The organism is Pseudoalteromonas sp. S8-8 (assembly GCF_000497875.1).
GTDB lineage: Bacteria > Pseudomonadota > Gammaproteobacteria > Enterobacterales > Alteromonadaceae > Pseudoalteromonas > Pseudoalteromonas arctica.
This window is the reverse complement of the sequence record NZ_AUTR01000025.1, coordinates 23,639-38,420: the sequence shown is the minus strand read 5'-3', so window position 1 is coordinate 38,420 and position 14,782 is coordinate 23,639. Positions and strand designations below refer to the sequence as shown.

The 14,782-nt window shown below is 39.7% G+C and carries 8 protein-coding genes; 3 read left to right on the top strand and 5 right to left on the bottom strand.

Annotated features, from left to right (window positions below; all coding sequences use genetic code 11):
* Positions 1 to 17 precede the first annotated feature (17 nt).
* Both L659_RS0107410 and glk read right to left on the bottom strand, forming a co-directional pair.
* Positions 18 to 1,031: a LacI family DNA-binding transcriptional regulator gene (locus L659_RS0107410; protein ID WP_007582617.1), complete on the bottom strand. Its 1,014-nt coding sequence runs from the start codon at positions 1,029 to 1,031 to the stop codon at positions 18 to 20.
* A 36-nt stretch (positions 1,032 to 1,067) separates the two neighbouring features.
* The gene (gene glk / locus L659_RS0107405) at positions 1,068 to 2,060 is read right to left on the bottom strand and encodes a glucokinase (protein ID WP_007582615.1); all 993 of its coding nucleotides are present in this window, start codon (positions 2,058 to 2,060) and stop codon (positions 1,068 to 1,070) included.
* A 291-nt stretch (positions 2,061 to 2,351) separates the two neighbouring features.
* Here glk and L659_RS0107395 point away from each other — a divergent pair, with 291 nt between their 5' ends.
* The 3 genes from L659_RS0107395 to L659_RS0107385 all read left to right on the top strand — a co-directional run bounded on the left by L659_RS0107395 (position 2,352) and on the right by L659_RS0107385 (position 8,801).
* The gene (locus tag L659_RS0107395) at positions 2,352 to 3,368 is read left to right on the top strand and encodes a LacI family DNA-binding transcriptional regulator (RefSeq protein ID WP_007582612.1); all 1,017 of its coding nucleotides are present in this window, start codon (positions 2,352 to 2,354) and stop codon (positions 3,366 to 3,368) included.
* Between the two features lie 266 nt (positions 3,369 to 3,634).
* Complete coding sequence (locus L659_RS0107390) at positions 3,635 to 6,820, top strand: TonB-dependent receptor (RefSeq protein WP_024590105.1); 3,186 nt, start codon at positions 3,635 to 3,637, stop codon at positions 6,818 to 6,820.
* A 73-nt stretch (positions 6,821 to 6,893) separates the two neighbouring features.
* A complete protein-coding gene (locus L659_RS0107385) occupies positions 6,894 to 8,801 on the top strand; it encodes an alpha/beta hydrolase family protein (RefSeq protein WP_024590104.1) in 1,908 nt (635 codons plus the stop codon).
* Positions 8,802 to 8,930: 129 nt separating this feature from the next.
* Here the strand turns inward: L659_RS0107385 and L659_RS0107380 are convergent, their stop codons facing one another.
* Genes L659_RS0107380 through L659_RS0107370 form a run of 3 tightly spaced genes read right to left on the bottom strand, consistent with a single transcriptional unit; the run spans position 8,931 to position 14,707 of the window.
* A complete protein-coding gene (locus tag L659_RS0107380; RefSeq protein WP_024590103.1) occupies positions 8,931 to 11,339 on the bottom strand; it encodes a glucan 1,4-alpha-glucosidase in 2,409 nt (802 codons plus the stop codon).
* Positions 11,340 to 11,349: 10 nt separating this feature from the next.
* Entirely contained in the window at positions 11,350 to 12,855 is a 1,506-nt protein-coding gene (locus tag L659_RS0107375) for an MFS transporter (protein ID WP_010555040.1), read from the bottom strand.
* Positions 12,848 to 14,707, bottom strand: coding sequence for an alpha-amylase family glycosyl hydrolase (locus L659_RS0107370; protein ID WP_024590102.1), 1,860 nt, complete (start codon positions 14,705 to 14,707; stop codon positions 12,848 to 12,850). Before L659_RS0107370 ends, L659_RS0107375 begins: the two co-directional genes overlap by 8 nt.
* Positions 14,708 to 14,782 lie beyond the last annotated feature (75 nt).

The following is a 14,782-nucleotide window of genomic DNA, read 5'->3' as shown; positions in this document are numbered from 1 at the left end:
AAAGTGTTTTTAACTCACTATTTTATCGCAGAGGTAGACTCGCGTGTAATCAAGCGTGACTCAAGCGTTACCTGATACGGCTGTTCTTGCGGTTGAGCTATGTGTGAAATAAGTTGAGTTACGGCTTGTTTAGTCATTTCTTCAACAGGCTGTGCAATAGTCGTTAAACCAGGCCAAATATGACGTGCAATGGGTGCATTATCAAAGCCGGCTATTGAAATGTCATCAGGCACTTTTAATTGGCGCTGGGTAGCTAATTTTAATACCGCTGCCGCCATGTAATCGTTTGATGCAAATACAGCTGTTGGCCTAGGAGATAAATCTAAAATACTGCGTGCACTATCTACACCTGAGTGATAACTAAAGTTACCCTCCTCTACTAAGCGCTCATCAAACTCTATTCCATGGCTTGCAAGTGAACGCCTGTAGCCTTTAAAGCGTTGTTGCGTGGCACTGTGATCTGGGTGTCCTTTAATAAACGCTATAGATTTATGCCCAAGACTAATTAGATGTTCAGTAATTTCAAATGCGCCTTGCTCATCATTACTACGAACTGAAATAGAATCATCTTGAAGTAAAGCTGACGCAACCCTTGCGTAAGGAATTTTTTTAGATTTTAAAAAAGTAACAAGCTCTGCAAAATCACCAAAAGGAGGTGTTAGTACAATGCCATCTAATCGAGAAGTCTGTAGTAATTGCTCAATATTATTTATAAGGGCTTCACCACGAAACTCACAAGGATGTATCAATAAATTATAGTTATTTTCTTTGCATGCTTCTAAAGCACCCGTTTGCACGCGAGTAATGTAGCTTTTACTTGGGTTATCGTAAAGACACCCAATAATAAAGCTACGATTTTGTGCAAGGCCTCGTGCAATTGGATTTGGGGTGTAATCGAGTTCTTTAAATACCGCAAGCACCTTTTCTCGGGTTGCAGCACTAACATTAGGCTCGTTATTTAAAACGCGTGATACGGTTTTTTTAGAAACACCAGCATGACTTGCCACACTGTTTATTGTTACTTTTTTCATCACTCTATTTTTCCAAATGCGAACAAGGAAAGCTCCTTATTTGCTGTTGTGCAAACACGCTGCGGCACCAATTAGTGGAATATTATCTTGTGTTACAAGTATTACAGGAATTTGCCCTGCGTATTGCGACATAATACCCTTTTGTGAAAATCGTTCAACAAAACGACTCTCTAGAAGTCTTGCTTGCATACGAGGCAGTATTCCACCGCCAATAAATAGTCCGCCTAAAGCACCGTAAACAACGGCTAGATCGCCAGCTACACTGCCGATCCAATCACAAAATTGATTAAGCGTTGCATCGCACACAGCACATTCACCGCTATTTGCTAGACTACTTATTTGCGCAGCATCTAAATTTTTAGCTGTTACCCCCTTAACCGCAGACATCGCTTTGTATAAATGCGTTATGCCAGGGCCTGAAAATACAGTTTCGATAGAAACATGGGGATGATCTTTACGTAACTCATTTAATAGTAAAGTATCGAGTTCATTAACTGGTGCAAGCGATATATGCCCCCCTTCTGAACTTAAAACAGCGGTAGATTGCGACGTTCTAACTAAGCACGCGGCACCAAAACCAGTACCTGGACCTATAACACCAATGTTAGCATTGTCATCAGCTTGGCCTGATTTAACAATGACATTTTGCTTAGGATCTAAGTAAGGAGCCGCATATGCAAAGGCAGCAAAATCATTAATGACTTCTAGTTGCTGTAAATCAAAATGAGTTTTAAATTCACTAACACTAAAATGCCAACCTAAATTGGTTAAATGTACCTGCCCAGCTTTTATTGGACCTGCAACGGCTAAACATGCGCGTTTAGGTATAATATGCGAGACTGTTTGTAAATATTGCTCAAGCGCACTTTCAAGTGAACCAAAATTAGCACTAGGAAAAATATTAATGTGCTCTATTACAAATTGGTTAGTATGTTCATTAAAAGCCGTTATTAAAGCAAAGCGGGCATTAGTGCCGCCAACATCAGCAACTAAGATGGGATCAAATTGGGCAGAAGAGTTTAGGCTCATAGTATTATCTCTTTTGTTAAGCGACTCGTGCTTATTATTTTACAATGGTATACCATTGTTATTTATACTTTGAGCTATCACCTCAAAGTAGCTATCACAGTAAAAAATGCTGCCTATAAAATATATAAACAGCGAATACGTTTTGACAACAAAATGATAAAACATTTATATTATGACACCGGTGTCAGCCGTTTATCAATAAAAATATACGTTAATTCACAAAAAGCTTGAAATTATTCATTAATAAACGAAAATGACACAATTATTTATCAAATTAATTAAGTTGTAACAATGAAAGGTAAAGCCACCTCATTTGATATTGCCCACTATGCAGGGGTATCTCAATCAACTGTATCTCGCGCTTTACGTAACAGCCATCTTGTTAATGAAGAAACACGTAAGCGTGTTTTCGATATAGCTAAAAAGCTTAATTATAAAGTTGATAAAAATGCCAGCAACTTGCGTACACAACAAAGCAGCACACTTGCATTACTTCTTTTCGAAGACCCTACTTCTGATGAATCACAAATTAATCCTTTCTTTTTAGCCATGCTTGGCAGCATTACCCGTGCTTGCGCTAAAGAAGGTTACGATTTATTAGTATCATTTCAATCGGCCAGTGCTGATTGGCAAGCAGACTATGAAGATAGCCACAGAGCCGATGGTATTATTTTACTCGGTTATGGCGATTACATTGATTACCAACCAAAATTTAACACCTTACTTGAACAAAACACTAAGTTTGTTTGTTGGGGTGCAACGGTTGATAATCGCCCAGATTTAACTGTTTGTTGTGATAACTACGGTGGCGGTAAGCTCGCCGCTGAGCACTTTATTGCTCACAGCAGAACTGATTGCGCTTTTATTGGTGATGCATCTGATCATAGCCCTGAATTCTTTAGTCGTTTTCAGGGCTTTAAAGATGAGCTACTGGCTAACAACGTAAAAATTAACGAGCGTAAAATGGCTAACGCTATATCTACCGAAGAATCAGGTTATCACGCCACTCGTTCTCTTATCGCTAATAATATTAAATTTAACGCCTTATTTGCTGCAAGCGACTTAATTGCTATTGGCGCTATACGTGCGCTTAAAGAAGCAAATATTAACGTGCCAAAAGATGTTGCGGTAGTCGGCTTTGATAACATAGCCATTGCTAGTTATGTAAACCCACCGCTGACGACGATAGAGCAAAACACCACTGTTGCAGGGCAAATGCTCGTAGAGAACTTATTAAAACTGATACGTGGTGAAGAAGTACAAAGTACCCTATTAGCTCCTATTCTCATTCCTAGAAGGTCAAGCTGAGCCTATTTTTTAAGCAAACACCGATTACATCTGTTCACATCCATTTACAAACAATAAAATCATATAATAAACAATAGATTAAAATAAAAATCATCTGAAAAACTATACTTTTCCGTCAAAAAAACATCAATCCCCCCCCCCTTAGCAATAGCTAGTCGTTAACTGTATTTACTATTTTGTTTCTTTAATGTAAATTTATTGTGCCGCTATGACCTTACTCTGTAACTTTATAGCTTAAATAACAATAATATCTCAGGGATTTACATATGTTTAAAACTAAAGCTCTATCAAATGCAATAAGATACTCTTTATTGCTAGGCTCTGTAGCCTTAGCGCCTAACGCGCTAGCTCAAGAAAATGACTTGAATTCAGACGTAGAATTAGAAGAAGAAGCACCTGAACGAATAGTTGTAACAGGCTCACGTATAAGAAAAGCTGAATTTTCAAATGCATCACCAATTCAAATTATCAATGGCGACTTATCTCGTGAAATGGGTTTATTTGATGCAGGCTCAATGCTTCAATCGACCAGCCAAGCGGCTGGTGCTCAAATAGATAATACATTTGGTGGTTTTGTACTAGATAACGGTCCCGGCGCTGCAACTATCGGATTTCGTGGTTTAGGTGCTGAGCGAACTCTTGTACTTATTAATGGCCGAAGAATGGCTCCTGCTGGCGTTGGTGGTGCACCAACATCCCCTGATTTGAATTTAATACCTGGCGTAATGATTGAGCGTGTAGAGAATTTATTTGATGGCGCATCAACCGTTTATGGTTCTGATGCGGTAGCTGGTGTAGCTAACGTAATATTGAAAAAAGATGTTGAAGGTTTTATTTTTGATGCATCTTATCGTCAACCTAAAGGTGAAGGCGGTGAAGAAACTGTACTTTCGGGCATGTGGGGCAAAACCATGGATAATGGTTTTATCACTGTAGGCGTTGAATATTCAGAACAAAAATCTCAATCTTTATCTGGTAACCCTTTTGTTAAAGGATGTGAAGAGCGTATTTGGGAAGCTGAAGATGGCAGTATCGTGACGAGAAACAGTGGCTATGGTCCTGTAGCGAGTGGTGAAGATTCATGTGACATTTTCCCTCTAACAAATCGTATTAGCGTACCTTCTTTCTTTGGTAGTGTTTATTACACTCCTAACTTTACAAACACTGGTATTCCAAACTTCAGCGAATCAACTGTACCATCAAGTCTTGAAGGATTTTTACCTTCATGGGTAGCTGGCGATTTCGATGGTGACGGTATAAACGATGGTGTATTTGTTGATGGAAACGGCGATGGTTTCCGTGACGTTGATTTCCAAGACCCTCTATACGCTTTCCAACAATCTGATTACTACAAAAGCGGTGATTACAGAAGTAAAAATGAACGTATTTCATTAATGCTTAATGGTGAATACAACTTCCAAGACGATAACGACACAACTTTCTACTATGAAGGTTTATATGCGAGTCGTAAATCACCAATTTTTAGCCCTGGTGCACAAATATTCCAACAAGTAGTGGCGTCAAACCCGTATAACCCTTGTGGTACAAACGGTATTGACTGTTTTGGCGTGTTAGGTGTGGGCCCTGGTGGACCAGAAGCCGTTCAGCCAATCATCAACATTCGTGGTGACCGTGATCAAACTGAGGTTGAAGTATCACAATATCGTTTAGTTACCGGTGTTACTGGTAATCTTGGTATGTTCGAAAACATTGGTTTAGACAATTGGTACTACGACGCTTCTGTATCGTACAGCGCATCTAAAGGTACTGACCACCGTGTTGGTATTGATGAAGAGCGCTTAATTAACTCTTTAGAAACTGCTGTTCTTAATGATGATGGTACTGTTACCTGTGGTACCGGTTCTGATGGATGTGTTCCTGTTAATTTATTTGCAGACAGTATTTACCAAGAAGGTGGCGGTACGCTTTCACCTGAAGAAGCGGCCTATTTATTTATTGACCGCGACATCGAAACTAAAGTAAACCAGTTTGTTTTTAATGCATTCATGGGTGGTGACTTCTTCGCACTACCATGGAATAACGAAACTGTTGCAGGTATCGTTGGTATTGAATATCGTCGTGATGAGATTGAATCAAATCCTAATGCAGCAGCATCACAAGGCTTACTATGGGGCTACTTTGCTGACCAAGGCGCTGATGGCTCTCGTAATCTAAAAGAAATATTTACAGAAGTTGACTTCCCTTTACTTAAAGGAGTAAAAGGTGCTGAAGAACTTACATTTACAGCTTCTGGCCGTGTTTCTGAAGAATCTTTCTACGATGCTGAATCAACTTATAGCCTTAAAACTATCTACCGTCCTGTTGATTGGTTTACTCTTCGTGCTACAAAAGGTACTTCTTATAGAGCGCCAAACTTACGTGAACGTTTCTTAAACGGTACGTCTGGTTTTAATACAGTTGCCGATCCATGTGTTGTTCCGGAAGATGCTCGTAATATCGACCCTTTGAACCCAGGTTCAGCAGCTACATATAATGCAGCTGAAGAAACACGCGATACAGCGGTATTAAACGCTTGTCAAGCATCAGGTATTGATCCAACTACTCTTGGCTTAGGTCAAGGTGGGACTGATTCATATACTGCTACTTACAGCGCTGAGATTGAAACTGGCGGTACAACTGAGCTTAGTGCTGAAACATCAGTAGCTAAAACATACGGTTTTATCTTTGAACAACCGTTCACTGATGCATTTGATTTAACAATGTCATTAACTCGTTTTGATATTGAAGTAACAAATAGTATTGCAGAGCCAAGTGCTTTCTACAGTATTGGTCAGTGTTATTCTGCAGATGGTAATGATGCTTTTTGTAGCCGTATAGGGCGTGACGAAAATGGTCAAATTGATTTAGTTGATGCTAGCTTTATCAATATTGGTTTAATCTCATCTAAAGGTTTTGATTACAATATCTACTTTGAAACAGATACGGTAATTGCAGAAGAAAACTTAGGTATTACACTAGACCTTCAAGCTACGCGTATGACAGAGCAAGTTTTTGATGTACTTGGTACTATTGATGACAATATGGGTGAGCCAGATTCACCAGAATGGCGCGGTACAGCACGCTTACAACTTAAATATTCTGATTTTAGATTTAACTGGGAAACGCGTTTCATCGGTAAAGGTCGTGAAGATGAAGATGATTTAGGTGAATTCGAAGAAGGTACTGCAGGTTGTCGTGGTTTAACTGACGCAAATGGTGCTCCACTTAAATGTCGCCCTGTTGGTTTCACTGATGACTACTTTGTACATAACATCGGTATGACTTGGTCTAACGATGCTTATAAAGTGAACTTTGGTGTACGTAACGTATTTAATGAAGCTCCACCAAAAGTAGATCCAAATGGTTCTTTCTCAAATACTAACATCCCTCTAGGTGTTGGTTATGATACTTCAGGACGTAGCCCATACATCAGTTTTACAGCTTCTTTTTAATTAGAATTGGCTGAGTATATATTCAATCCAGATGGCCTAAAATTTTAGGCCATTTTTTTTGAGGGAATAAAAAATGAAACTTAAAAAAAGAATGCTAGTAGGATTTACCTTACTAAGCCTATCTTCTTTCGCTAATAGCGAAACTGAAGATGCGACACAAGTGAGCAGTATCGATGCTTTCTCAATGTCATCTGCTATCCGTAGTGTTGTAGCATCACCTGATGGTAAGAAGCTTGCTATTTTAAGAGCGACTACCAAAAATGGTGACTATATAATTGAGATAAGAGATCCAAATAACCTAGAAGCAGACCCCGTAAGGTTGGGCGCTGATAAAATGCTGATATCTTCCATCGTGTGGTTAAACGATGAAAAACTTGGCGTTATGTTTAGACAAATACTAGAAGACGGAAGTCGCAAATACTGGGTTAATAAGTTTGCAATAACTGATGCAGATGGTGAAGGCGACTGGTTATTACCATTTAAGAAAAAGCGAAATGTTCAATTTAATATAATAAATATACTTCCAGACAAAAAAGATGAAGTACTCGTAGAAGTTGATATTAACAATAACTACATTCCAGATGTAGTGAGATTTAATATTAACACTGGACGAAGCGTTACTGTAATGCGCGGAAATGAAAAAGTATCAGGCTCGTTTGTTTCTGACTACGATGGTGAAATAAGAATAGCCCAAGGTTGGAATAAGTCTGATAACGCAATCGATTATTATGCCCGAGATAAAGGCAATGATGATTGGAAAGTAATTAAGCAAGTTAGTCCTAAAAAGCGTGAAAACTTTGAGATATTAGGATTTGCAAAAGGTAATCCTAACGAAGTTTATGTTAACGCCAACTTAGGCGAAAATACGACTGGCATTTATATTTACAACATTAAAACAGGTCAGTATTCTGAACGTCAATTTGGTCTTAAATCTGTAGATACAGACGGTGTTATACTTGATACCGACGGTACTTTACAAGGCTTTCGCTATACAACCAAGCAGCCTAAGTTTTATTTCACAGACCCAAACCTTCAAGCACTTAACGAATCTGTTGCTTCTTTATTTAAAGATAAATTTGTACAAATCATTAGTAGTTCTGATAACGATAACGTATTAGTAGTAAGAGTATCTGCTGACGATAATCCTGGCAGCTATTACATTGTTACTAATAAACAGAAGCTGACTAAAATTGGTGATCGACTTCCGTTTATTGATAAAAGTAAATTAGGATCCGTTAAATATATCTCTTATAAAGCAAGAGATGGACGCAAAATAAAAGCGTATGTAACCATCCCTGCTACTAAAGGTCCTTACCCTGCGATAGTACTCCCTCACGGTGGTCCTTGGGTGCGTGACTCTGTTGTATTTGATGACTGGGCGCAGTTACTCGCCTATCATGGTTACGTCGTTATTCAACCAAACTATCGTGGTTCTACTGGTTACGGTCTGGAGCATTGGGTGGCAGGTGATAATAACTGGGGCTTAAAAAAACAAGATGATTTAGACGACGCGGCACAATATTTAATAGATAAAGGCTTAGCAACAAAAGATAAGCTTGCTTTATTTGGTTGGAGTTATGGCGGTTATGCTGCATTTGCTGCATCTATGCGTGAAAACAACATATATAAATGTGTTGTTGCCGGTGCGGGTGTAAGTGATTTAAGTCGTATCAATGCAACTCTTAACGAAAATCGCTTTTTAAGTATCTTACAACGCCCTACTATTTCTGGTGTCTCTCCTGTAGAGCAAGTAAATAAAGTAAATATTCCTATACTGGTTGTACATGGCGATATCGACAGTCGTGTTCCAGTAAAACACAGTAGAGACTTCGTATCTGAGCTTGAAAAGTACAAAAAAGACTTTAAATATATTGAGCTTGAAGATGCCGATCACTTTTCTGATACGCTTTTCTACGATCATAAAAAAGAATTTTATACCGAGTTGTTATCATGGTTTGATAATAAGTGTGGCCTCAAATAATGTAACTAAAAAGTGACATTCATTTTATTTGAAGAGCATTCTTTTGTCTTAATATTAAGTGAGTACATAACAAAAAGGCTTCTAAATTTATTTAGAAGCCTTTTTTAATAACTACAGCATATTTTTATATTAGTCTTTAAGCGATTCAGCAACCACCGGATAATAGTCCCAAACTTGTTTATCACTGAGTGAGCGTACAAGCTTAATGTATTCTGCGTGTGTCCAAGCTAGAGGTGTTGCTGAGTTTGTGCCCTCGCCTAATTCATAACCTGCTTTATTTACGCCAACGCCATCCCATACTTGCTCAGGTAGCATCATTCCGCTATTAGCAAACTGCTCTAAGCCTTTTACGTAACTATTTTTAATGTCCGCTTGTTTTGCATCATCTAGCGTATTATTTGCGTTTGCGGCCGCTATTTCATAGTGTCCGCGTTCGCCTGTAAAAAATGGCCATACACGACCACGTTGGCCTGGCGTGTTGCTCCCGCTTTCGGCGTAATTAGTACCTGTGGTTTCATCTTCGCCGTAACCGTCGTTGCCATAACGGCGATAGCCTGCAAATGTGCCGCTACCATCGGTAAAGTTAAAGCTGTATTTAACTTGTAAGTTATCTTCAAGCGTTTCGTCGTCATACTCAGGCAGGGTTTTAACTATACTTGAATCGTTGGCACTTCTTACTCCATAGCGGACTAATTCTAAAAAACCACCGTCTAAAACCTGCTTTTTGTTAAAACCTTCACGGCCATTGTTGGCGTTAATTTTAGTATTAGAGTTAGCATCGGTGTCTTGACCTATACGAATAAAATACTCGCCATCGGTGCTATCACCTTTTAAATTACCTTCGGTGGTAAACATTTGCGATTCTATATTACTGTTGTACTTTTTAGCCGTTGCTAAATAGCGATCTGCATTTTGAGTATCACCACTGAGTGTTGCTATGTCACTGGCTGTTATAAGGCCAGCAACAACGGCAGCCGTTGTAGAGGGAGAATAACCACTTTGTTCTTCCCAGCGCTCTTGCTGTGTTGCAGGTGGAGTGATTTGCATGTCGTTCCATAAAATTTTAGCTCTTCCGCCATCAACTAAAAAGTCAGCTGCCGGTTTTAGCATGCGTGCGTACCAATCTTTAAGTTCGTTATCACTTAGTACGTTTGCTTGATGTAACTTCCACGCGAGCATAATTGGCATAGCCGTTTGATCTAGCTGTACCCCTACCCATTCAAGTTCACCATCAACATGTGTTTTTTGTAAAAACCATCCTGTATCACCATTGTTACCCGGGGTTTTGCTAGTAACTTGTACTTTTTCAAGGTATTCGAAGGCCGTTTTTGCAGTCGCTGTATCGCCTAAGGCCATAAATGCCATCGCTACTTGATAAAAATCACGAACCCATACCGCTTTGTAACCAGTCGAACCCTCTTTGGCTGAAACAGTTTCACCCCAAGGATTAGAAAGTGAGGCGATGAGCGCACCCGCATTAGTTTTGTCCTCTTGCGCTTTTAGTACCATTGCACTGGTGTAAAGTAGCTTACCGTCATCGGCTGTTTGCTTAACCATTGTATTTAATGGCTCAAGGCTTTGTAAATAATCTTCCCAGCCTAGCGCTTCACCTTTACCGTTGTAGGCATCAAGCACATTTTGATAACCTTTAGATAAGCTCTGTGCACCTTGTTGATGGCTTTGCTGCTGGGTTTTACCAAAGCTTAGTGCTAAATCAAATGTGGTATTACTATCGATATTACCAAGCTCTGCCAGCAGAGTGACGTTACCTGCCTTATCGCCAGTGTTTGAATATTGTTTGCTTAGTGTGTGTTGTTTTTTAAGTGAGGTGATGCCATCGCTCACACCTGTAAAGCCTACACTTTGCATTTTGAATGGCGTAGATGATTGCAACGTTAAAAAGTTATCGTCTTCCCAGGCAACTAAGCCTTGCTCAGTGGTTTTTGCAAAATCACCTAAGCCGTTATTGTTTATATAAGGGTTAACAGCAACATACGCTTTCACGCCTTTAAGTGATGTATTAAAGATACTGCGTACAAACAATGTTTGTCCGTCAGGGTCGGTGAATATGTGTTTTTCGAGGGTAAAACGCCCTTTCTTATCTGTACTAGTTACTTTGTAAGCAAGCGATAGTGGTCTGCCTTTATCGTCTTTATGTAAGTAATCAATTGTAACGTCTAAGTCGTCAGCTTCAGTGACTGTAAAATCTTTACCGGTTACTACAAACTGCATATCTTTAATTTGAGCTTGGTGAATGAGTCCAAACATAGTTTCGGTGATCATACCTTTAGCAATTGAAAACCATACTTTTGATACTTCACCTGTCGCAGCGTTGTTATTATATTGGCCGTTTTGGTATTGCTCAAAAGAAGTACCAATTCCGGTTTTACCCGCGTAAGCCCAAAATGGTTCAACACCTGGTGCGCCAGGAGCTGCTGAAACTGTAGCGTCAATATTTTCGTTATTCGTATTTTGTGCACCACAGGCTGTTAAGCCCAAAGTTAAAAGAGCGGTAGTAATAAGGTTATATTTTTTCATTGTGTGACCCTTAGTTTGAATTTTTAACGCGCATTACAGCAATCGCAGCAACAACGAATGATGCAGCACCAATTAATAATGCGTAAATAGGCTGGTTAGAAAATACGTGGCGTAAAATAAGCCCTAAAATACTAGCAGCAAGCAATTGCGGTATAACAATAAAGAAGTTAAAAATACCCATATACACACCCATTTTATTACTCGGTAGTGCATTACTTAACATTGCATAAGGAAGCGATAAAATAGAAGCCCATGCAAAGCCAACGCCTATCATTGGGATAAGAAGCATTTTTGGATCTGTTATAAACATAAAGCTCGCAAGGCCCAATGCGCCTAGTAATAAGTTAAAGCAATGTGCGCCTTTTAAGCCCATCTTTTTAACTAAGAATGGAATACACATAGCGGCAATAGCCGCAAAGCCATTGTAAGCTGCAAATAAAATACCGACCCAATCAGCCCCATCGTTAAAGGCTTTACTTGTTGCATCACTGCTGCCGTAATGAAAGCTTGTTACTGCGGCTGTGGTGTATATCCACATAGCAAACAACGTAAACCAGCTAAAAAACTGCACCCAAGCAAGCTGCTTCATTGCCTCTGGCATGGTAAATACATCTTGTACTACTTGGTAAAAACCGCCTTGTATTTTGTTAGCAGCCTTTAATGCGCTTGCTATCCACTGCACAATACCAAACGCTAGTAAGCCACCAGCAAGTAGGTATAACTCTTTTTCAAGCGATAAACCCATTACTAATGCAAGGGTTGCTAAACCTAGCACCACAAAAATAATGGCACCTTTATTGAAGTTGATATCTACTAATGCGGTGTTAGTCGGTTTGGCAGTGTGGTTTTCAAAAGCAGCTAATTGCTCAGGGCTATATTCTTTGGTTCGCATAACTGTCCAAAGAACTGCGACTAGCAATACGACCCCACCCCAATAAAATGAATATTTAACAGATTCAGGGATTTGCCCTGGCGCAGCGGTGTTACTAACATCAAACCAATTGGTCATCATCCATGGTAGCGCTGAGGCTAATACTGCACCAATACCAATAAAAAAGCTTTGCAAGCCATAGCCCGTAGCGCGTTGTTTTTCTGGCAGGTTATCGCCTACAAGTGCTCTAAAAGGTTCCATAGTGACATTGATTGAGGCATCCATAATCCATAACATACCTGCAGCAATCCAAAGGGTTGGTGAATGCGGCATGATAAAGAGTGAGATAGTAGTAAGTACCGCCCCTATGAAAAAGAATGGACGACGACGACCAAAACGCCCCCATGTCTTATCACTCCAATAACCAATTATTGGTTGCACTATTAAGCCCGTTAGCGGTGCTGCAACCCATAAAATAGGAATATCATCAACTTGTGCGCCTAGGGTTTGAAAAATACGGCTCACATTGCCGTTTTGTAGTGCAAAACCAAATTGAATACCTAAAAAGCCAAAGCACATATTCCATATTTGCCAAAAACTTAGATTTGGTTTGTTGCTGTCATAATTATTATTTTGATTATTCATGATTAGCCTTATTAGTTAAAACTGCGCTACTAAATGCATCTAGCGAAAGCATAAGCTTTGTAACTTCTTTGTCAGTGATGATCTTTACCGTGTTTTGTTCAAGTAAGTCGTGTAGCGGTCTATTTCGCTCAAAGGTATTTGCTTGCTCTGGTGTTAAATTAATTAATACCGTTTGTGGCTCCTCACTAAAATTACTAAAAACATAAACAGATTGCTGTCCCAGCGTGCGTACAAAACCAACAACGCGTTCGCTATTGCTAAGTGAAAGCTCTGACATGGTTCCACCTACAACAGCGGGCAAACTATTAAGAGCCATTATTGCTTTATAATAATCACGAAGTGATGCTTGCTCGCTCGATAAGTTAGCCCCGTCGAATTTGCCGTTGTTCATCCATGCTTGATGCGCTGGTACACCAATGTAGTCAAAAATACTGGTGCGGGTAGATGTACCAAAACCTGCGTTTTCAGATCCGTCCTCCCCCACATCTTGGGCAAAATATAATAAAGTAGGTGCCCGACTCATTAAGCTAGAAACTACCATTGCTGGTTTCCCCCAGCGTGCATCACCTGCAAAATCAGGGCTAGCAATGCGTTGTTCGTCGTGATTTTCTAAAAAGTGCAGCATGTGCGCTTCAATATCAGCCACTTGGCTTTGGGCTGCAAAAATAGTATTAGCAGCTTGCTTACCCTGCATAATGGCTTTTAATGTGTCGTAAAAGCCGACTTTGTCATACAAGTAATCCATTTTTCCTTGCTGAATATACGCTCTGTACATTTGTGGGTTGTAAACTTCAGCCAATAAAAACGCATCGGGCTTTTGCATTTTTATTGATGAATTTAAAAAGCTCCAAAATTCAACCGGCACCATTTCGGCCATATCGTACCTAAAACCATCAACGCCTTTATCAAGCCAGTAAAGAGTGATATCTCTAAATTTATACCAGCTATTAGGCAGTTCCTTATTTTGCCAAAACGCATAATGGGCGCGATAATCTTGGTTTTCTAGCTCTTTAGGTAATACAGGAAAGTCATAGCTGCCATCAGGCTTAACGCCATAATTCACTCTTACGGTTTCGTACCAATCGTTAATATCTGGCTTGGGTGCACGCGCACCATTCCCCGTCCATTTTGCTGGCGTTTCATCAAAAAAACCGTCAGCTAAAGGGTGAGTATTACCCCCTAAAACTGTATAGCTTTGTGATGTTGGAACCTGAAAAGACTGACCCGGGACATAATAAAAGTTATTATTTTTATCGTACTCTTTGCTGGTGTCGTCTTGTTCACCAAAGTCTTTTATTCCTTTGGGTTTTGCTACTGATTTATAATTACGAGCCACATGGTTAGGTACAATATCTATAACCACTTTCATGCCATGCTCATGAGTACGCTCAATCAGATCACTAAACTCACCCATTCTATTGGTCACATTTATGGCTAAATCTGGGTTTACGTCGTAGTAATCTTTTATTGCATAAGGTGAACCTGCACGGCCTTTAACTACATCAGGGTCGTCTTGCGTAATCCCATACTCGGTATAATCGCCCACTAGCGCATGATGTAAAACACCGGTATACCAAACATGGGTCGTACCCAATTCTTTAATACCTTTAAGTGCAGCATCGTTAAAGTCGGCAAATTTACCTACGCCATTTTGCTCTTTTGTACCCCAGGGCACATTCGCGGTCTGTGTGTTACCAAATAAGCGTGTAAATACTTGGTATACAACAGGCTTTGTTAACTCATTTTGTGCCTGTTTAGGGGCTTGCTGTTGTTCGGTTTCATTATTGTCTGAGCACGCACTTGTTATAAGTGCGCTACACAGTAATGCGGGTACATAAACTGATTTTTTCATTGTGTGTCTTTTTGTCAGTAGTGTTATAGCTTTATACTAAAGATATCTGCAGCAAGCATACAGTTGCTGCATACG